Annotated in this window: 18 protein-coding genes and 1 riboswitch; of the genes, 17 read left to right on the top strand and 1 reads right to left on the bottom strand. The window is 47.5% G+C overall.

The genetic code is table 11. The annotated features are described in order from the left end of the window. Positions 1-3 precede the first annotated feature (3 nt). The 6 genes from NSQ57_RS06125 (at position 4) to NSQ57_RS06150 (ending at position 8,040) form a co-directional block, all read left to right on the top strand. Complete coding sequence (locus NSQ57_RS06125; protein ID WP_029516200.1) at positions 4-1,332, top strand: UDP-glucose/GDP-mannose dehydrogenase family protein; 1,329 nt, start codon at positions 4-6, stop codon at positions 1,330-1,332. Positions 1,333-1,574: 242 nt separating this feature from the next. Beyond that, positions 1,575-1,712, top strand: coding sequence for a hypothetical protein (locus NSQ57_RS06130; protein ID WP_342425786.1), 138 nt, complete (start codon positions 1,575-1,577; stop codon positions 1,710-1,712). Positions 1,713-1,974: 262 nt separating this feature from the next. Continuing rightward, the gene (locus tag NSQ57_RS06135) at positions 1,975-3,351 is read left to right on the top strand and encodes a sugar phosphate nucleotidyltransferase (protein ID WP_029516201.1); all 1,377 of its coding nucleotides are present in this window, start codon (positions 1,975-1,977) and stop codon (positions 3,349-3,351) included. A 155-nt stretch (positions 3,352-3,506) separates the two neighbouring features. Continuing rightward, positions 3,507-3,587: riboswitch (cyclic di-GMP riboswitch) on the top strand. 13 nt (positions 3,588-3,600) lie between these two features. Beyond that, positions 3,601-5,202 carry a glycosyl hydrolase gene (locus tag NSQ57_RS06140; RefSeq protein WP_340884651.1) on the top strand — a complete coding sequence of 534 codons (1,602 nt, stop codon included), beginning with the start codon at positions 3,601-3,603 and terminating at the stop codon, positions 5,200-5,202. Positions 5,203-5,250: 48 nt separating this feature from the next. Further along, positions 5,251-7,548 (top strand): hypothetical protein, encoded by a 2,298-nt coding sequence (locus tag NSQ57_RS06145; protein WP_029516203.1) that lies wholly within the window; start codon positions 5,251-5,253, stop codon positions 7,546-7,548. Positions 7,549-7,857: 309 nt separating this feature from the next. Next, positions 7,858-8,040 carry a hypothetical protein gene (locus tag NSQ57_RS06150; protein WP_029516204.1) on the top strand — a complete coding sequence of 61 codons (183 nt, stop codon included), beginning with the start codon at positions 7,858-7,860 and terminating at the stop codon, positions 8,038-8,040. Between the two features lie 53 nt (positions 8,041-8,093). Here the strand turns inward: NSQ57_RS06150 and NSQ57_RS06155 are convergent, their stop codons facing one another. After that, positions 8,094-8,462, bottom strand: coding sequence for a helix-turn-helix transcriptional regulator (locus NSQ57_RS06155; protein WP_025720479.1), 369 nt, complete (start codon positions 8,460-8,462; stop codon positions 8,094-8,096). A gap of 326 nt (positions 8,463-8,788) precedes the next feature. On the opposite strand from NSQ57_RS06155, the gene NSQ57_RS06160 reads away from it, so the two are divergent. From NSQ57_RS06160 to NSQ57_RS06210, 11 genes are all read left to right on the top strand, one after another. Further along, positions 8,789-9,538 (top strand): Wzz/FepE/Etk N-terminal domain-containing protein, encoded by a 750-nt coding sequence (locus tag NSQ57_RS06160; protein ID WP_029516205.1) that lies wholly within the window; start codon positions 8,789-8,791, stop codon positions 9,536-9,538. Next, entirely contained in the window at positions 9,519-10,205 is a 687-nt protein-coding gene (locus NSQ57_RS06165) for a CpsD/CapB family tyrosine-protein kinase (RefSeq protein WP_029516206.1), read from the top strand. Before NSQ57_RS06160 ends, NSQ57_RS06165 begins: the two co-directional genes overlap by 20 nt. 85 nt (positions 10,206-10,290) lie before the next feature. Beyond that, positions 10,291-10,989 (top strand): sugar transferase, encoded by a 699-nt coding sequence (locus NSQ57_RS06170; protein ID WP_029516207.1) that lies wholly within the window; start codon positions 10,291-10,293, stop codon positions 10,987-10,989. Positions 10,990-11,025: 36 nt separating this feature from the next. Continuing rightward, on the top strand, positions 11,026-11,964 hold the full coding sequence (locus tag NSQ57_RS06175) for a GDP-L-fucose synthase (RefSeq protein WP_069012566.1): 939 nt from the start codon (positions 11,026-11,028) through the stop codon (positions 11,962-11,964). Between the two features lie 21 nt (positions 11,965-11,985). Further along, the gene (gene gmd, locus NSQ57_RS06180; RefSeq protein WP_029516209.1) at positions 11,986-12,975 is read left to right on the top strand and encodes a GDP-mannose 4,6-dehydratase; all 990 of its coding nucleotides are present in this window, start codon (positions 11,986-11,988) and stop codon (positions 12,973-12,975) included. A 78-nt stretch (positions 12,976-13,053) separates the two neighbouring features. After that, positions 13,054-14,397 (top strand): flippase, encoded by a 1,344-nt coding sequence (locus NSQ57_RS06185; protein WP_039269547.1) that lies wholly within the window; start codon positions 13,054-13,056, stop codon positions 14,395-14,397. After that, positions 14,384-15,646, top strand: coding sequence for a hypothetical protein (locus tag NSQ57_RS06190; RefSeq protein ID WP_209949660.1), 1,263 nt, complete (start codon positions 14,384-14,386; stop codon positions 15,644-15,646). The genes NSQ57_RS06185 and NSQ57_RS06190 overlap by 14 nt, the downstream gene beginning before the upstream one ends. Before the next feature lie 752 nt (positions 15,647-16,398). Next, the gene (locus NSQ57_RS06195) at positions 16,399-17,631 is read left to right on the top strand and encodes a glycosyltransferase family 4 protein (protein ID WP_029516212.1); all 1,233 of its coding nucleotides are present in this window, start codon (positions 16,399-16,401) and stop codon (positions 17,629-17,631) included. Beyond that, the gene (locus NSQ57_RS06200; protein ID WP_342425787.1) at positions 17,628-18,869 is read left to right on the top strand and encodes a glycosyltransferase family 4 protein; all 1,242 of its coding nucleotides are present in this window, start codon (positions 17,628-17,630) and stop codon (positions 18,867-18,869) included. Before NSQ57_RS06195 ends, NSQ57_RS06200 begins: the two co-directional genes overlap by 4 nt. After that, positions 18,847-19,656, top strand: coding sequence for a WecB/TagA/CpsF family glycosyltransferase (locus NSQ57_RS06205; protein ID WP_342425788.1), 810 nt, complete (start codon positions 18,847-18,849; stop codon positions 19,654-19,656). The genes NSQ57_RS06200 and NSQ57_RS06205 overlap by 23 nt, the downstream gene beginning before the upstream one ends. A 51-nt stretch (positions 19,657-19,707) precedes the next feature. Beyond that, positions 19,708-21,048 carry a UDP-glucose/GDP-mannose dehydrogenase family protein gene (locus tag NSQ57_RS06210; protein ID WP_342425789.1) on the top strand — a complete coding sequence of 447 codons (1,341 nt, stop codon included), beginning with the start codon at positions 19,708-19,710 and terminating at the stop codon, positions 21,046-21,048. The last annotated feature ends 13 nt before the right edge of the window (positions 21,049-21,061 follow it).

Below are 21,061 nucleotides of genomic sequence, written 5' to 3' on the forward strand. Positions count from 1 at the left end.
GGAATGAAGCTGGCTGTAATTGGTACTGGATACGTTGGGCTCGTCTCGGGTGTATGTTTTGCGCAAAAAGGTAATGAGGTGATTTGTGTCGATCTGGAGCAGTACAAAATCGACATGTTGAACCGGGCAGAATCTCCGATTTATGAACCGGGTATTGAGGAATTGATTGCGCTGAATCTGGAAGCAGGTCGATTGGAGTTTACTTCGGATTTGGCTGATGCGGTACGCCGCTCGGATATCGTCATTTTGGCGGTAGGTACGCCTTCTCTGGCTAACGGCGAGGCGAACTTGTCCTACATTGAACAGGCGGCTGCTGATGTTGGGAAAGCCATGAACGGGTATAAGATTATTATGACCAAGAGTACTGTACCTGTCGGAACGAACGAAAAGATTAAGGACGTATTGGCTCGTCACACGAGTTTGTCTTTCGATATCGTATCTGCGCCGGAGTTTCTGAGAGAAGGCTCAGCTATCAATGATACGCTTCATCCGGATCGCATCATTATTGGTTTGGACAATACTGGATTGCGTGAAACAATGGTCACTCTGCATCAGGTGTTCACGGATAAAATCTATGTGACGGATATCCGTAGTGCTGAAATGATCAAATACGCGTCCAATGCGTTCCTGGCAACTAAAATTTCGTTCATTAACGAAATCGCTAATATTTGCGAAAAGGTTGGCGCCGATGTAACCTGTGTGGCTGATGGTATGGGTATGGACAAACGGATCGGCTCCTCTTTCCTACAAGCAGGGATCGGGTATGGTGGCTCTTGCTTTCCAAAAGACACAAATGCGCTTATCCAAATTGCGGGTAATGTAGACTATGAATTTAAGTTGTTGAAATCGGTGGTCGAGGTGAATACCGACCAGCGATTTATGATCGTATCCAAGCTGCGTGAATCGCTGGGTCAACTGAACGGTGTGTCGATTGGCATTTGGGGCCTCGCCTTCAAGCCAAATACAGATGACATCCGCGAAGCTCCAGCACTGGAAATCGTAGAAACGCTCATTCAGGCAGGCGCAATTGTCAAGCTGTATGATCCCATTGCGATGGATAAATTCAAGGAGCACGTGGATCACCCGAATATTGTGTGGTGCTCATCCCCACAGCAAGCCGCCGAAGGTAGCGACGCTGTGTGCCTGTTGACCGATTGGGAAGAGTTCAAAAAGGTCGATCTCGTACAACTGGCCTCCCTTCTGCGCAAACCGGTTCTAATTGACGGTCGTAACGTATTCGCCGAGGAACAGATTCAAGGCTCCGGGCTGGAATACTATTCCGTGGGTCGTCCGCGGATGAGTGGGTGGAACAGAGATAAAGTGGAAGTTTAAAAAGTGACTGTGGTGGTGGGGGAGGCGCTGCGCGTGCAGATTGTTCTTCCGATTGCTGTTACCCCCGGATTTTCTTGATTGTGTAAAACATTCAAAGGTTAAAATCCGGGGGTAAAGGCAAACGCTGACGCTTCTTCAGAACAATTCTGCCCGCTCCGCTGCTTTCCGCCGTGGAGTCACAGTTTTAAACTCCCACCTTATGGGATGGGAGTAGGAAGGGCGTATCGGAAGGAGCGGCGCGGTTGATGCCGCTCCTTCCGATCAAGGCTGCCATTGTGGTTGCCGAAGGCAATCTGGGCAAGGCGTTACGAAACCTCGATTACTTGAAGCTTGCAAGCACAGCGGGCAAGCGCCGAAAGCGTGAGATTTTTACAGGCTGACCGGACTTAATCATGTCCGGTCGCGCCTTTTGCAATAAACGGTATGATCGGCATGATGCATTTTTGAGTAGCGCAGGGATGGATTTGAATCTGGAGAAGCGGAGCGTTCGCCTTTGACGTGGGATTCTTACATATAAATGTTTTACACAATCCGAAGAATCCCACGGCAACAGCGATCGTAAGATCAAATGCATTCCGTAGCGGGTAGTCAACTCATCATCAGAACGATCACCCAACCAATATAGAGAGGAAGTGGAGAGTTATGAAGCTCGTACTTTTGTCTGGTGGTTCCGGTAAAAGATTATGGCCTTTGTCCAACGATTCCCGTTCCAAACAATTTTTGAAGGTACTGGAGAGCCCGGAGGGGACTTCGGAATCCATGGTACAGCGGGTATGGAGACAATTGGGAGACAACGGATTATCAGAATCCTCGTTTATTGCGACAGGGAGAGCACAGGTCGAAATGATCCAGAGTCAGGTTGGGCCGAATACGCGTATCATTGTTGAGCCAGAACGCAGAGACACCTTTCCTGCGATTGCGCTGACAGCGACTTATTTATATTCCATTGCAGGTGTTTCACCTGATGAAATTGTAGCTATATTGCCTGTAGATCCTTATGTTGAGGATGCTTTCTTCGCCTCCGTAGCCCAACTGGAACATACGCTTCAGGAGAGTGAAGGCAAGCTTGCATTAATCGGGGTTGTCCCTTCCTATCCTTCAGAGAAATATGGTTACATTATTCCGAAAAACGATGCCACCCAAGGTAGCACTGGCTACCGCGAAGTGAGCCATTTTCAAGAGAAACCCGACCGGGAGCAGGCGGAGCGTCTGATTGAACGCAATGCTCTATGGAACTGCGGGGTTTTTGCGTTCAAATTAAGTTATTTGCTGGATATCTTGGCATCCAAGGGATTGCCGCTGAATTATGAAGAAATGCAAAAGCAATACGCATCTCTGGAAAAAATCAGTTTTGACTATGAAGTAGTCGAGAAGGAAAAGGACATTGTAGTTCTTCCGTATGATGGTTTTTGGAAGGATTTAGGTACTTGGAATACGCTCACAGAAGAAATGTCTAATCAACAAGTGGGCAGAGGTGTAGTAACGGAGGATTGCGTCAATACGAGTCTTATTAACGAGTTAGACATTCCTGTGGCGATCATTGGAACGAATGATCTGATTGTAGCGGCTAGCCCGGATGGCATTCTTGTGACCAATAAGGCAGAAAGTCCTCGTATTAAAGAAGTGCTCAAGGCTCATGATCAGCGTCCAATGTATGAAGAACGTCGTTGGGGGCAGTATCGGGTTGTGGATTATGTCAAATATGACGAGGGCAACGAGGTATTGACCAAACGAATCCGCGTACGAAAAGGCAAAAATATCAGCTACCAGCTTCATTTCAAACGGAGTGAAATCTGGACCATTATTAGCGGTGAAGCGGAAATTATTTTGAATGAGAAGCTACACAAAGTAAAGGCTGGTGATGTAGTCCGCATTCCTGAAGGGACGAAGCATAGCATTTTGGCTGTGACAGATGTGGATTTTATTGAGGTGCAGACTGGCTCTGAATTGGTTGAAGAGGATATTGTCCGCTTTTGTATGGATTGGAATGAAATTTCCCGTCACCAATTTATCTCATAATTATTTTCGTAAAAACGAAAAAAAGACAAATTCATGAAAATTCATGGCTCAAACTGTCGAATTTGGGCGAAAACCTGTAAATTCATGAACATGACCTATTAAATTTTGGTAAAATAAAGTCGATACTTAGGGTAAGAAGGAATCCAAACTCCTTCCAACGATAAACGCAGCCCTGTCGAAAGGCAGGTACGCAAAGCTAAAGGGCCTTCCACAAGGATGGCAGCCTGGCTACCGAAAGGAAGAGCGAAAGTGAGATTCAATTTTATTCCTCTGTATCGACTGATACGTCATGTACTCCCCGTTGTTATGCTTTTTTCATTGTTGCCCGTCGGTTTTGGTGATTCTCTGTCTGTGGCGAATGCCGCTTCATTACAACCTGTTAATTCGGACGCTTCTACTCAGGCCCGTGAACTATACAATTATTTACTCAACATCTCAGGGAAAAAAATAGTCACCGGTCAGCATGATTATTTGGAAAGTCCGGATGAATTAAGTAACAAGGTCCAAAAAATCAGTCAGGCATATGTAGGTGTACACGGCTATGAGATGGGAGCTATCTCTGGTCAATCTGACGCTACAGAAGCAGCGCAACGTAAAAATGTCGTCGATAGTGCTATCCGTTGGGACAGATCCGGTGGTATTGTGACGATGACTTTTCATGAAGCGCTACCAGGTAGGCCACTGACTTGGGCCAATGTACAGGCGAAAGTAAGTCAGACAGAGTTCAACAAATACGTGACCCCAGGTACTACGCAGTATAACCTCCTCATTGCCGATCTGGATAAGGCCGCTGTATCGTTAAAGCAGCTTCGTGATGCAGGGGTTCCGGTTTTGTGGAGACCTTACCACGAGATGAATGGCGACTGGTTCTGGTGGGGAAACAAAAATAATTTCAATCAGCTATGGAATATCATGTACGACCGTTTTACCAACACACATCAATTGAACAATCTGCTGTGGGTATGGAGTCCGAATGCGCCCAATTCGTATACTGTCCCGTACACCCCGAAATACCCGGGGGATGACAGAGTGGACATCTTGGCAGTAGATATTTACAACAATGATTTTAAGCAAAGTCATTACGAAGGTCTGCTTGGGCTGGCACGGAATAAGCCGATTGCCATTGGGGAGCACGGTGAGATGCCTAGTTCTGAGGTGTTGCAGGCTCAACCTAAATGGGTATATTCCATGACTTGGGGCAAGATGCTGACTGAGAATAACACAACAAATCAAATTCAGGATTATATGAATGATTCGAGGAGTTTGACGCGGGATGATGTGAAGAATGGATTGGAAACGATTCAACCACCTGGGACAGATATACCGACCTTACCGGACGAGGGACAAAGTGAGCCTATCCCGGCTCCGCCAGTAGTGATCGTTCCCCCAGCTCCGACTCCTCCTTCTGTTCCTGATGTGGTATATGTGAACGGGTTGCGTGGCGAATATTTTAACAATATGAATTTGAATGGAAGTCCTGTTTTGATCCGTACAGATAGCAAGCTGGACTACAACTGGCGTGCCAATGCCGCTGACCCTAAGGTGAATGCCGATCAGTTCTCGGTTCGCTGGACGGGTAAAATCAAACCGCAATATAGCGAGACCTATACGTTCACCACGATATCCGATGATGGTATCCGTGTATGGGTAGACGGCAAGTTGGTGATTGACAGCTGGTTCAAACAAAGCTGGACAGAGCGTAAAGGCAGTATGACTTTGGAAGCAGGCAAAATGGTAGATTTAAAAGTAGAATACTATGATGAAAAAGGCGACGCGATGGCACGTCTAATGTGGGAAAGTCAGCATGAAGCGAAAGCGGTGATTCCCGGAAACGCTTTGTTTCTTCCTTGATTAATACTCTTTCCCGGTCCAAAAATTTGAGGAGAGAGGGTCGATCATATGATAAAAAAATGGTTATCCCATAGGTATACAGTAGTTTTATCTGGACTACTAGCGATCGTAGCTATAGCGATGATCGCTTGGTTTATATACACGCCTTCAAGAAGCGCAGAATTGCAGACGGATAAAGTAGCAGCTGCCAGTCCAGTATGGAAGCTGGGGCAGAGGGATGACTCTTCAGCGGAATTCAAAGGTGTGGTCGGCAGGGATAATATCGACATTTCTACAGCAGCTGCCTCTACCGAATCATCTGCTAAAGGAGCAATGTCAGCGTTGTCGGTAGCAGAAGAGAGTACAACAGTTCCGGTATTGCTCAGCAGTGGAGATATTCCTCCCGGTTTGAATGCGTCCACGAACCCTGAACTGACACTCCAGTATAAGCTGAATCAGATTCCTCCCAATGGTATGATATTCCGTGTTCGGATTTTAGATGCGGGCAAAGCAGTCCCACAAATGGCTGTATTTTCAAATCAACAGCTGTCCGGTATTATTCAGATTGCCGGAGTATCCGGTACTGGGAGTGCTTATAATTTCAAAAACAACTACGAGCTGTATATACCCAAAGAGCAATTGCAAAGCGGTGTTAACGTACTCAAGCTAAAGACAGCGCGCTGCCTATACTGCTCCTCTGCAGAAGATAAAAATGTGTGGTGGACTTGGGATGACTTGAGCTTGGAGACGTTAGCTTCACCTGCGACCGAACCGGTACACGGTAAATATATACTGACCGGAACAAATGTGAACAATAAAGAATTTTATTATGATCAGGGTGCAGTTAAGCATTTACCATACGTTCTCAAATGGCTGGGAATTGCTTATAGTGGCAATGTCATGAGGGTCACCTGTGCCAGCAATGTGGGCAAGGCATGTACAGACGTGGATGATTACTATCAAACGTTAAAGCAGTATAATATGCAATCGTCTGCTTTGTATTTATATACAGGTGATATCAAGCTGCAAAAAGATGGTTCTCTGCCAGAAACGGCCAAGCAAAAGTTGCGCGATTATGTAAAAAAATACGGTTCTTATCTTCAATATTATGAAGTAGATAACGAACCTGGATTATTTAATCGCTCCAAGGCGGTAAATCTGGCTGTAGCTAAGTGGTTGAATACGGAAGGGAAGCAATTGGCACCGCATCTCAAAACGGTAGCGCCGGGTTGGGCCTACTGGCCGACGTACTCTACCAAGGCGTGCAAAAATCAAACCGGAGGTACGAAAAAATGCGGTGATCCGGATGGATGGGAGCGAGACCCGGCGCAGCGTAAACAGCTGGAGGAAGTCACTGACCTGACCAACGGACACGCCTACGGTGAATCGTATAATGAAGAGGGCGGGGGCAGCTTCATTCAAAATTTGAAAACCTTCGGCGGTTCGAGCGACGGACTGGCGAAGAAGATGCTGAACACGGAGTTCGGTACCAATGATACGCATCGAGATAATCCAGATTATGGGGCTAGTCAGCCACAAGCAGCCGCATTCGACCGGATTATGCGTTCACAAATTGGGTTTGCCGATATGTTTATCCAGCACGCTGCTTTTTATAAAGATTATACGCTGTTTAAAACAGGCTTCGATCTGCAAAGTCATAACCCGGCCAACACAGAAATTTATCCGTTCGGGCAGGGACAGGACACTCGTGTTAAGATCATGAGACGCTTGAGTCTAGCCTATGCCACCCATGGAAAACCTCTGACTTATACAGTGCTGAATCCAGAGGATACCAAGGATAAAATGGTGTATGTGCGTGCGGTGGATACGTCCAAGCTTAAACCGCTGGCAGGTAGCGGCGCTACTTCAAACAAATTGCTGGTGAATCTAGTGAATTTCGAATCCACCACGCAGACCGTTCGTGTACGGGTGACAATGCCGAATGCCGGTTTGTACACGGGTGAACGTTTTGGAGCGGGTTCCACTTACAGTCAGGCACAGCGTTCCATATCAGGGCTCAAGGCTTCTCCTGCCCTTGATTTTGAAGAAAAGCTGGGTCCTGGCGAAGCGGTACAATATATTTTGGAATTAAAAAGTACAGATCAGACCGCAGCTTCAGCTCCAACAGGGGTGAAGGCTGCCTCTGTTCAGGATGGGGCGGTAGAGATTAATTGGCTTCAGGCAGAAGGCGTATCTTCCTATGATGTGCTGCGTGCTGACGGAACCGACGGGGCCTATCAGGTGATTGCCTCGCAAGTAGCGGGAAGCACGTATACAGACCGCACGGTAAAAGCCGGAGGCCACTATGTCTACAAAGTCCGAGCGACCGGAGGTACTCAGGTTTCCCAGGCAGCCGAGGCCGCTTAATCAGATCGGAATGCATATAGGACCTTAGAGTTCGAATACCTAACATCATTTCGAAATAAAACAAAAAAGAACCTATCAGGAGAAAATAGGACCTGACAGGTTCTTTTTTGTTGGAAAATCGTTCTGATTTGCCAATACTTTACGTATAATGAAGAAAAAAATAAGAAAATCCTTTTTTATTCTCGTCATAAGACGACAACATTGCAGGTGTGTATTCATATATAATAGTTTTGTTCGTGACTATACATACAAGGTTTGTGGGAAATTTCTTTCCGGTGACCAAGAATAATAAAGTGAGGTTAGTGCTGAATGAACAAGGAGACAGAATTAGGGGGGAACAACCCTCTTTTTCAAAACAACGTACAGAAAGCAGACAAAGCTGCCATCCACTTGGACATCCGGGACATTTTGCTCCAATGTGGGTTCACGATGCCAGAATGGCTAGAAAGCGACGCGGATGGAACCACATACCGGAAGGACAAGCGCGTGTAAATTCCAACGGCTGGTCTTACTTGAGCGAGACGTGAAGCAGTCGGCCGCTTTCTTTATTCCATCATTCGTTCCATTCGGACAAATGCAATAAAACGTTTGGCTTCTTCCTCAGACAAGGTGCGTCCATCAATGGTCAGGTTGAAACGTTGCAGAATATCCTCATCGGACAGTTCAAGCTGGTCCACAAATTCCCTCACATCTGAATCCAATATTGCCGCCGGATGGCTCGTACGTCCCACCAAGTAGTCAATCGTTACCCCGAAAATATCAGCGAGCTTGGTCAGGATCTCGAAATCTGGCTTGCGCCTATTTTTTTCATAGTGAGAAAGAGCTGCCCGCGTAATTCCGAGGGATTGTGCTAGTTCCTCTTGTTTTAATCCCTTATGTTCTCGTAATTCAGCGATGCGGGTGCCATAATTCATCCGTTTTTCCTCCTGAAGGCAAGGTTAAGAAAGGTAAAAAAGCAAGTTTACGCTTGACAAGATACGTTTTGTATCATAAATTAGTTATGTAAGTTACATAACGTATCTTTATTTAATAGTTTTCACTGATGTCTTCGTTTATATACCCTAAGAGGCCACCGATGATGAGCATTTTGTGCTTATTCGCTGGCTAGACCTTCTATGCGCTATTATACAACATTTTACTATAGATTAGAGGGTCATGCACCGTTCTTTTCCCCGTTATGCAGAGGATCAGTACAAGCGTTATTGCATCGAAAACAAGTCAATCAGGGAGGACTGGTCTTGTGCAGTTGAAAGAGTACATCCGTTTGATCCGTAAAAGAATGTGGTTGATTGGTAGCATCGTACTGCTAGTATGTACTGTAGTGGGCATAAAAAATATGTATTTTACCCCGCAGATTTATGAAGCTACCGCAAAGCTCATTATCAACCAGACGCCACGACCGGATCGTGCAGGTGTCGTCGATTACAGTGTAGTTCAAACGAATATAGCCTTAACGAACTCCTATAAGCAAATTATGATCTCCTCGGCGATTATGGATCAGGTGGTCGCCAGCTTCCCCGATCTTAAGGTCACTCCGTCAGCATTGGCGCAAAAATTAAGAGTGAACACCGCAGGTGATTCACAGGTCATGGATGTAACAATCCGCGATTTATCGTATACGAAGGCTGTGAAAACCGTCAATGCGGTAGCCAAAGTATTCAAACGGCAAATCCCCTCTATCATGAAAATGGACAATGTCACCATCCTAAGCGAAGCCAGTCTGAATGATCCAGCAGTTCCCGTGAACAGTAATGCCACTATACAGATATTTATTGCTTTTGCCACCTCTTTATTGTTGGGAATAGGCTTGGCGTTTCTGCTGGAGGTACTGGATGATACATTTAAGAATGAAGAGGATATTGAAATAGAACTCGGTCTGCCTACCCTAGCCCTGATTACGAAAATGAAAAAAGAAGATAAACGCTCTGACAGCTCCACTACAACTCCTAAACAGGTAGGTGAAGGGCAATATGCCGCGATTAATCAATAATCAGCTCGTTACATCCCTACATGCTCAGTCTTCCGTTTCGGAGGAGTACCGCATGCTTCGCACTAACATCCAGTTTTCTTCTATAGACGAGCCGATTGAGGTTATGATGGTGGCGTCCGCTCAGGCGGGTGAAGGCAGAACGGTCACAATTAGCAATTTGGCTGTAACCTATGCGCAAGAGGGGAAAAAGGTGCTGATTATGGATATGGATCTGCGCCGTTCCTCCTTGCACCATATGTTTGGTTTGCGTAATCATACAGGGCTGACACGGGTGCTTGCCAATCAACAGGCATGGCAGGATGTGGTTCAAGAAACCGGGATTGACCATCTGCATGCAATTACAGCCGGACCGAACCCGCCCAATCCGTCCGAGATGCTCAGTTCCCGCAGAATGAATGCTCTGCTGGTTGAGCTGAAAGAACATTATGACGTGATCCTAATGGATACACCGCCGTTGCTGTCCTTTCCGGATGGCTTCATTATAAGCGCCATGTGTGACGGAGTCATTCTGGTGGTGCAGGCAGGGAAGGTCAAAAAGGATGTCGTCAAGAAAGCAAAAGCGAATTTGGAAAGAGTAAAGGCGCGCATTCTGGGCGTAGTACTTAATAATGTGAAGCGTTCGAATACCCGTGTCGAGCGGGGGATGGAGGAACGCAATCTGACATGAATAAAAAGGAGGAAAATGGGAGTATATAAAATTCTTTTAACAGTGTATAAATAATACTTATTAATAAGGAGCGAGGTGATGAGACGTGTCTTCTTCCCGCTCGAATGAGGTCGAAGTGCGGGGTGCGTCAGTGGATGTTTATTCGGTCGCTCATGGGCTTGAACGGCGGCAAGGATGGAACGTATACCCGTTCGTGAAGCGAAGCATGGACATTATATTGTCTTTCATTGGAATCATCGTGCTATGCCCGGTATTTCTGCTTGTCATTTTGCTGATTAAGCTGGAGGACCCCAAAGGAAGTGCAATATTTTATCAAGTACGTATTGGAAAAAATGAGCGGCCGTTTCGCATGATCAAATTTCGTTCCATGGTGTCTGATGCCGAAGCCAGATTATCTGCACTGCTGGTGGAAAATGAAATTGAGGGTGCGATGTTCAAAATGCGGGACGATCCCCGAATTACCCGTGTGGGTCGCTTTCTTCGCAGAACGAGCATCGACGAGTTGCCACAACTGTTCAATGTACTGCGTGGGCAGATGAGTCTGGTAGGACCCAGACCCCCATTGCCAAGAGAGGTCCATGATTACACAGTGAGGGATAAGCTGCGTCTGACGGTTACACCGGGCTGCACTGGTTTATGGCAGATCAGCGGCCGTAATCATCTAAGCTTTAACCAGATGGTAGAACTGGATTTGGAGTACATATCCAGACGCAGTTTCCGCACAGATATGATTATTATGCTGAAAACATTTCGTGTGCTGCTAGGCTCCAAGGATGCGTATTAAAGTCTTTCATTTTCACGAAGAAGGTAGGGGATAAGTATGGATCTTCATTCCAACATATATGTAGCAGGGCATCACGGACTGGTGGGTTCCGCTATTGTCCGAGCGCTTCAGGAAGCGGGTTACCGTCATATTATTACTCGCACAAGCCGTGAGCTGGATCTACGTAATAAAGAGGCAGTAGATCATTTTTTTGAAACAGAGCCTGTGGATTATGTATTTTTGGCAGCGGCCAAGGTTGGTGGGATTTTGGCGAATAACGAATATCCGGCTGATTTTATCCGTGACAATCTGCTTATACAAACAAATGTGATTGATGCGGCATACCGGGCAAATGTAAGTAAGCTATTATTCCTAGGTTCTACCTGTATCTATCCTAAATTTGCTCCGCAGCCGTTACGGGAAGAATATCTGCTCACGGGTGAACTGGAGCCTACTAATGAGGCCTATGCGATTGCTAAAATTGCCGGGATTAAAATGTGTCAGTCTTACAACCGTCAGTATGGAACCCGGTTTATTTCTGTGATGCCGACGAATTTATACGGTCCGGGCGACAATTTTGATCTCCAGACTTCTCATGTGTTGCCTGCGCTCATCCGCAAGTTTCATGAAGCCAAGCTGAATCAATCTCCGACTGTAGAAGTATGGGGTTCTGGTACGCCGCGGCGAGAATTTCTTCATTCTGATGATTTGGCTGAAGCCTGTCTATTCCTAATGAACAATTATGAGGGAAATGAAATTGTAAATATCGGCGTAGGTGAGGATATCTCCATTCGTGAGCTGGCTGAGCGAGTGAAGAATGTAGTCGGCTATGAGGGGGAAATTACCTTTAACACCTCCGCTCCTGATGGAACGCCGCGTAAGTTGGTAGATGTATCCCGAATTTCCGGGCTGGGCTGGTCGGCGCGTATTTCACTAGAAGAGGGATTAAAGTCTGTGTATCAGGCATTTCAAGGTCTGGATCTGGTTGAACAATAAAAAAACGGTGGGGGAATTGGAATGAAAAAAGCGCTGATCACAGGAATTACCGGGCAAGACGGGTCCTATCTGGCTGAATTGCTGCTATCCAAAGATTATGAGGTGTACGGGATGCGCAGACGAACCAGCACACCGAACTTTGAAAATGTAGCGCATATCCAGAATGACATCCACTGGCTTTCCGGTGATATGACCGATCTGGCTTCATTGATTGAAGCCGTTCGGCAGTCCGACCCGGATGAGGTCTACAACTTGGCTGCTCAATCCTTCGTAGCGGCCTCATGGCCGCAGCCGTTGGCTACAGGGCAGATTACAGCATTATCTGTCACCAATATGCTGGAGGCGGTTCGAATTGCCAAACCGGAAGCGCGCTTTTACCAAGCGTCAAGCAGCGAGATGTTTGGTAAGGTGCTGGAGACACCGCAGACAGAAACGACCCCGTTCTACCCACGTAGTCCCTACGGTGTTGCCAAAGTGTACGGCCATTGGATTACAGTGAACTATCGTGAAAGCTTTGATATGTTTGCTTGCTCTGGCATTCTGTTCAATCACGAATCCCCACGTCGAGGATTGGAATTTGTAACGCGTAAAGTGTCGGATGCGGTAGCTCGTATCAAGCTGGGGTTGCAGCAAGAGCTGCGCATGGGAAATTTGGATTCACTGCGAGACTGGGGTTTTGCAGGGGATTATGTAAAGGCGATGTGGCTGATGCTTCAGCAGGATCAACCGGATGATTACGTCATTTCCACGGGAGAAATGCATTCTGTGCGTGAACTGCTGCAAATTGCCTTTTCCCATGTAGGTTTAAATTATGAGGATTACGTCGTGATCGATCCTCAATTTGTCCGTCCGGCAGAGGTAGATCTATTACTCGGCGATTGTGCCAAGGCGAAAGAAAAGCTGGGCTGGCGATTGGAAGTAGGCTTCGAGCAGCTCATTCGTATGATGGTGGATACAGACTTGGAGCGGGTAAAAAGGCAGGCTGCAGTTGAAGCTTCTGTCGTCGTGTAAGAGATGGAGAGGCCATCCGCCTGAGCGGGGGGTCTCTTCGCTGTACGCAAGGTCATTTTTCAAGATGGAGTAAAACCTATGACATTAGTCGAAAAACGCGCCAAACCGCGCAGAAGTTTGCTGGTGAATACATCCTGGCTGTTCGGTGACAAAATGATTCGCATGGTGTTCGGCCTGGCAGTCAGCATCATCATGGCGAGAGTGTTGGGACCAGAGGAACTGGGAAAGTGGAATTATGCGGAATCCTTTTTCGGGATGTTTCTGATTTTTACGACCCTTGGCTTTGATTCTATATTAGTACGCGATCTTGTCAAAGACCCCAAGGATGAGCATGAGCTATTGGGTACGGCGGTTCTGTTGAAATTGTTAGGTACTCTGATAGCCATTGTACTGTCCTATTCCTTCATTTCACTACTCAGACCGGAAGACAGTTCGGTGCGGTTGATCAATCTGATCTTGGCTACGGCCTCGGTATTTCAATTGTTTGATATCATCGACTACTGGTTTCGTGCGCAGATGCTGTCCAAATACACGGTTGTTGCCAAGAATACCGCTTTTGTTCTCGGCTCCACTGTCAAAATCATTCTGTTGTTATCGGGTGTTCCGATATGGATGGTGGCGTTGTGTGCTCATGGAGAGTTTCTGTTGGGAAGCCTACTGCTGCTGTATTTCTTCCGTAAGGAAGGACGACGCGTGAACCAATGGACGTTCCGTTTAGCCACAGCTCGGCGAATCATGAATCACAGCTGGCCGCTTATACTGTCATCCTCCGCTGTATATGTACAGGCACGGATCGACCAAGTCATTATCGGTGAACTGCTGGGAAACGCTGCGGTTGGGCAATACTCCGTTGCACTCCGACTCATCGAAGTGTTGGGCTTCATTCCGGTCGTTCTGACAACGGCTTATGCTCCGGTGGTGACGCGTTCCAAGCAGAAAGGAAGCGACGAGTACAGACAGACATTGTCCAAGGTGTATCGGCTGATGTTTATATGCTTTCTTGTGACCTCGGTACCTTTATTTTTTCTATCCCAATGGGTAGTGGTTGTGCTGTATGGGAGAGAATTTACCGAAGCAGGTTCGCTGTTGTCTCTATTCGCGATTCGTCTGTTTTTCACCAACTTCAGTGTTGCTAAAAGCTTGTTTATTACCAATGAAAATTTGTTCAGATACACGCTGCTGACCTCGGTGGTGGGGGCGGTCACGAATATCGCTTTCAATTACGCGCTAATCCCGTTGCTTGGTGTCCGAGGGTCGTTAGTGGCGACGATTTTGTCCTTTACGATATCTGTATTTCTATTAGATTTGTTGTTTAAGGAAGTTAAATCTAATTTGGGTTGGATGATGAAGTCCATCCTGACCTTCTGGCGTGTTCATATTACAGTACCGAAAGTTGGAGAGAACAATCATGATACCCATTAAACCGTTTGTTCGGCATGAGGAACAGTGCCCGCATTGTGGAGGTAAGGTACGTGGTGGAGAGGTGCTGTGGCAGGGAATCCATGTATGTGTCAGCACTATGTGTGAGGGGTGCGGACGCGAATATCTTGAGGACATGAGGGTCGGCCATGCTACGTATTCACCTTATCGTGTAGAAATGCCTGACTATATTCTGACCGGTGATGCGAAGTCGAGAAAATGGCTCGGAGAACCTTTGCGACAATCGTTGATGAATCCTTCCTATGACTTAGCAGTCGGCATGACCGTGCATAAAATGAAAGCTTCTACACGTGTAATCATCGTCAACACAATGGATTATTTGTATGGTCATGCTTTGCTCAAGCTGCTCAATGTGCAACGCGAATACGAGCAATCGCCGGACCTGGGCATCATCGTCATTGTGCAAAAGTCGCTGGAGTGGATGGTGCCAGCATATGTGTCTGAAATTTGGACGGTTGATGTGCCGTTCAGCAGGGCACGAAACTTTTATCCTGTACTACATCATCGGATGATTGAGGAACTGATGCGTTTTGATGAGGTGTATGTCAGCCCGGCGTATTCACATCCCAATCAGTTTGATATTGAGCAGTTTACAGGTGTCTCCCGTTATAACGAGGATCGTGAACCGGAGCCGCGCATTACCTTCGTATGGAGGGAAGACCGCTTGTGGAGCGGCAGCCATCATATCGCAAGAGCGGTACAGAAATTTCCGCAGCTCAAACGTGGGCTAAAACCGCTAATTTATCATCAGCGCAGTAAAATCATACGGCTGTTCCGCAGGCTGAGAGAAAGCTTCCCGGATCATCGCTTTACAGTCGCTGGACTTGGGCGTACCGGGAGCTTCCCGGCATGGATTTCTGATGAGCGTGTCACACGCTTCGACCGGGAAAGTGAGCTGCGGGTCTGCAAGGTATATGCAGCCAGCCGATTAGTGATCGGTATCCACGGCTCTAATATGCTGCTGCCCTCTGCGCATGCCGGTATGACCATTGATTTGATGCCCAAGGACCGATGGGGGAATTACGCTCAGGATATTTTATTTCACGAAACCGACCATCGGCTTACAGCCTACAAATACCGCTTTGTGCCGATGGAATCGAGTGTAACTCTAGTGGCAGATATGGCAGCTGCCCAGCTCAAAGGGGCAGATCATTTTAATATGCAGATGACGGAGGAGAGGCAACGGGAACATTCAAGTTGGAGGGGGGAGGCCGCTTCGGGACGGATTTGATCCTGGAGCGACTTTTGTGGATGGAAGTCCGCTGCGGGACGGATTTGATCTTCCGATCGCTGTTGACGAGGGATTCCCTAGATTGAATAGGCCCTGTAAAAGGGCGGAATCCCTCGTCAAAGGCGAACGCTGCCGCTTCTCCAGATTCAAATCCTTACCCTCCGCTACCCACCGCCGCCAAAAAGAATTTCCCCCAGCCTATTGGGTGGGGAAGGTAAAAGCCGCCTGGTGATAGCTTCGCCCTATCGCCTAGAACTTCTATGCCGGGCATGCATCCCGGCGTAATTAATGCTCTGTACAGTTCTCTGTCAGGGTGACAGGGTCCGGTGGATAACAATCTGGACAGGCGACAGTCTAGCCATAGTTAAGGCATCTTGGTCAGCTAGCGGTAGTAGTTCCATGTTGTTTTGTGAGCTTGCCATAACCGTACCAAGCTCACAAGCTGTTCGACGAGGTCAGCGCCCTGCATGCATTTGCTCGCGTATCCACGCAGCGAGGGCACTTCATACCCAGCATTCCCTTTTTTTAAATGGGGTGACTTTATGGACACGGTGGTCAGCAGCGGAGCGGTCCATTTGAATCTGAAGAAGCGCTAGCGTTCGCCTTTGCAGTGGGATTCCTACCTCGGAATGTTTTATATATCCAGGAATCCCACTGCAACAGCGATCGGAAGATCAAATGGAACGCGCAGCGTTCTCTGAACCCTCCGTGCTCCATAACTCACTCAATATGAAATGGCAGGAGCCCTGATGATGATTCGAAAAATATTGTATCTCCGCAATTTTGCCAGCAAGGTGAACGGGGACTCATACAATTTACAGGAAGTCGGTTTGGGCAAAGCACTCGTTCGAAAAGGCTATGATTGCGACATTGTTTACTACAACGATCGTAAGGAAACCCATCTGGAACAGGTCTACCGTCACGAAGGATGCACCTTGCGTATTATCTGGCTCCACGGGTTTAAGTTCCTAAGCAACAGCATCTACAGAGATGTTCTCAAAGATTCTTTTCTGGATGCTTATAGTCTGGTCATTACTACAGAATACAACCAGATCATGACCTATCTGCTTTCCCGCAAATGTCCTGATAAGCTGGCGTTGTATCACGGCCCATACCGAGATAACACGCACGCGCTGATCCGCAAACTGTACGATATTATGCTGCTGCCGAAGGTAGCAAAATCTCTACGCCGTACCTATGTCAAATCCGATCTTGCCAAGCGCTATTTGGAGAATAAAGGTTTTGACAACGTGGTTACGATTGGAGTCGGATTGGATCGCAGTAAAGTAGAGAGAGCATCCGACAGTGACACCAGTAATAAAAGTGACAACATAAGCGGAGAGCGTGAGGAAAACCGTGAGGTCGCGAATGAGCTACGTCGAATCGGAGATCGTCCGGTGCTTTTGTATGTTGGTGTACTGGAGGAACGGAGAAATATACGTTTTATGCTGAGTACGTTCAAAAGGGTACTCCAAAAGCATCCTAGCTGTCTTTTGTTAATGGTCGGGGATGGACGGAAGACGGACACAGACCGCTATTGGACATATGCTCATGAACTGGGAATAACGGACAGTATTATACATTTTTCAAGAGTGGAGCAACGTCATCTGTGGCAAGTTTACGGAGCGGCGGATGTGATGCTGTTTCCGACCCAATACGATATTTTTGGTATGGTGCTGCTGGAAAGCATGCTGTTTCGCGTTCCGATTATCTCTTCGGTAAACGGGGGCTCGGTTACCTTGATTGAGGACGGAGTGAGCGGAGTGATGCTGAGAAGCTTTTCAGAAGAGGAATGGTCTGGTCGAATAGACGATTTGCTGGATAATGCTGAGCTGAGACGAAGTATGGCGGAGAAGGCCTTCCTTACGGTCGAGCGTATGTCGTGGGATCGCATTGCGGATGAAATCGTAAGCCATCAAGGGATCAAGCCCAGAAGTTCGAACCACGCTATGCAATCAACGCAGGAAAGAGGGGCAACCACGTGAGACAACAGGTCAGCAGACAGATGAGCCCTCCTGTGAGCAAGGTGCTGATCATCCATAACTTTTATCAGCAAAGCGGGGGAGAAGACAAGGTTGTCGAGCAAGAATCAGCTATGCTGCGTTCCAGAGGAATAGAGACAGAGCATTACTATGTGCACAACGACAGCATTCAAAGCAGAGGGCTAGCGAACATGGCAAAGCTGGCGGTAGAGGCGGCATGGTCTCTGCCGGAATTCAAAAGAATCAAGAAGCTGCTTTTACAGGTGAAGCCAGATGTGGTACATGTGCATAATTTTTTTCCGGTTATATCCCCTTCGGTCTATCATGCTTGTGAACGGCTGGGGATTCCGGTTGTCCAGACACTGCATAATTACAGGCTGATTTGTCCGGCGGCAACCTTTATGCGAGGGAATAAGGTTTGTGAAAAATGTCTGCACGGCACGCTGCTGCATTCCATCCGTCATGGATGCTATCGAGGTTCACAGCTTCAGACGATTCCGGTAGCGGCGATGATTAAGTTCAACGATCTGATCGGCACATGGCAGCACAAGGTAAGTCGCTATATCGCGCTGACAGAGTTTGCACGGGACAAATTTGCCGAAAGCGGTATTCCACTGGATCGTATCGCGGTAAAGCCAAATTTTGTCCATCATAAAACCATGAAAACCCAATATGACCCGAATGATCGTTATTTATTGTTCGTGGGACGGATTTCAGCTGAAAAAGGGGTTCGCAATCTGCTGCAAGCTTGGTCACAGTTGGAAGATCGGGGGGGATTGAGACTGGTCATCATTGGAGATGGTCCGGAAAAGGCTGAATTGACCGCTGCTTATCCACAGGAAGATGTTCGGTTTCTCGGTAAGCAGGATGGAGACACGGTACTGGATTGCATGAGCCGGGCCATGTATGTCATGGTGCCTTCCATTTGGTATGAAGGATTTCCCATGACCATTGTAGAGTCTTTTTCTGTTGGAACTCCGGTATTATGCAGCCGGCTCGGTGCACTGGAGGAAGTCGTGGAGGACGGGGTGACGGGTTTCCATTTTCAACATGATGATTTGGAGAATATAAAGACCGTGATTCGCTGTGCAGTAGCCTATGAAAACTATGCAGTTATGAGACAGAAGGTGTCGGAAAACTACGCTGCACGCTATACGGAAGAAGTGAATGTGAAGCAGCTGATGGCGATATATAGCGAGGCGATGGAGGAGCATGATTATGAAGCAGCTGCCCCAATATAGAGTCGGAAGGATTGCGGATGCAGATATTGCAGCACTTACGTTTCAGGAGACGGTACACATGCTGGAACAATGGGCAGTCGAACGAAAGGACGGCTATGTTTGTATTTGCAACACGCATTCCATTGTCACAGCCGGGAATCATTCCGAGTTCCACGAAGCGCTCACTCAAGCAGATCTGTGTACTCCGGACGGTATGCCGTTGGTATGGGCGCTCAAGCTGTACGGATTTGAGCATCAGGATCGGGTAGATGGTCCCAGTCTGATGCTCAAGTTGTGCGAACGTGCGCCACAGACGAAGGTGAGTATGTATTTTTACGGCAGTACGCCGGATACGCTGGATAGCTTAAAAGAAAGAGTAAGACAGGATTACCCCGGGATCCGCATCGCGGGCAGCTTTTCACCGCCATTTCGTGAGCTTCACCCAGATGAGGAGGAGCGGATCATTGATGAAATCAATGCGTCCGGGGCGCATATCATATTCGTCAGCTTAGGCTGCCCGAAGCAGGAAATATGGATGCATCGAAACAAAGACCGCATTCATGGCGTGATGATTGGAGTAGGGGCGGCCTTTGACTATATCACTGGAAAGGTTCGTAGACCGCCAATAGCGATACAAAAGCTGGGGCTGGAGTGGCTGTACCGTCTGATCTGTGAACCGAAGCGATTATGGAAGAGGTATGCCTATAACAATCCGATGTATGTATACCGTTTTCTAAAATCTTATCGGCAAAACAAACGGCTTACGCTTTATCAAAATCGGCTTGCAGGAAGAGATATAGACAAGTGAAGTCGGTAAAAGCAGGATGCAATGAGACAGCATGTAAAAGGGGGAGTTGCTTTGAAGTTATGTGTAATGGGTGCAGGGTATGTCGGGCTGGTGTCGGGGGTCTGTTTTGCCGCACTCGGGAATACCGTCGTCTGTGTAGATCAGAATGAGGACAAAATTCTTCAGCTACGTGCAGGTGGGGTGCCGATTTATGAACCGGGATTAAAGGCTCTAATTAAAGATAATGTAGAACAAGGCCGACTAAGCTTTACAACAGATACGGCTGCTTCGGTGGAGGCAGCTGAAATTGTTATTTTGGCGGTCGGCACGCCTTCACTGCCGGGCGGGGAAGCGAACCTGTCCTATATTGAAGAAGCCGCTTGCGAGGTGGCAGACGCCATGAATGGCTACAAAGTAATTGTCACCAAAAGCACGGTGCCTGTCGGAACGAACGAACGTATTCAAAACTGGATTGCGAGCCGCACAAACTATCCGTTTGGTGTGGCTTCGGTTCCTGAATTTTTACGCGAAGGTTCAGCAGTCCTAGACACCTTACAGCCAGATCGAATCATCATCGGGGCTTCCGATCCGCATGTGTCCGCAGTGCTCACTACACTGCACGAGCCGCTGACGACAAATATCGTAACCACAGATATCCGTTCGGCGGAGATGATCAAGTATGCGTCGAATGCTTTTTTGGCGACCAAAATTTCGTTTATTAATGAGATTGCAAATATTTGCGAAAAGGTGGGCGCAGACGTTACACGTGTGGCACACGGTATGGGGCTGGATCAGCGGATCGGCTCCTCCTTTTTGTCTGCAGGTATCGGCTATGGGGGTTCCTGTTTCCCAAAGGATACACAAGCTCTAATCCAAATTGCAGGCAACGTGGACTATGAATTCAAGCTGCTGAAATCTGTGGTGGAAGTGAATCAGGGTCAACGCTTTAACGTGATTCGTAAGCTGAAAGAGGCGCTGGGTGATCTGGAAGGAGCAACGATTGGTATATGGGGACTGGCCTTTAAACCGAATACAGATGACGTAAGAGATGCCCCGGCGCTGGATATTATGCAGTCGCTGCTGGAGGCAGGGGCGCAAATCCGTGCATATGACCCGATCGCTACCGCTAACTTCCGCAGACTGCTGGACAGCTCGGAAGTAACGTGGGCAGATAGCGCACGGGAAGCAGCAGAGGGATGCGACGCACTGTGTCTATTGACGGAATGGGAGGAGTTTGGTGAAATCGGGCTGGGTGAGCTGAATGAGCTTATGAAGTATCCTATTATGATCGATGGACGCAATGTGTATAGCGAGGAGCAAATCAGACAATCCGTCTTTGCATACTATTCTGTCGGTAGGCCACAGATGAACAATCTGGATGTAGATCGTCATCAGTCTGTAGTAAATCCGTAAAGGGGAGGCTGCA

It is taken from the genome of Paenibacillus sp. FSL L8-0502, assembly GCF_038593055.1.
Taxonomy (GTDB): Bacteria; Bacillota; Bacilli; order Paenibacillales; family Paenibacillaceae; genus Paenibacillus; species Paenibacillus polymyxa_D.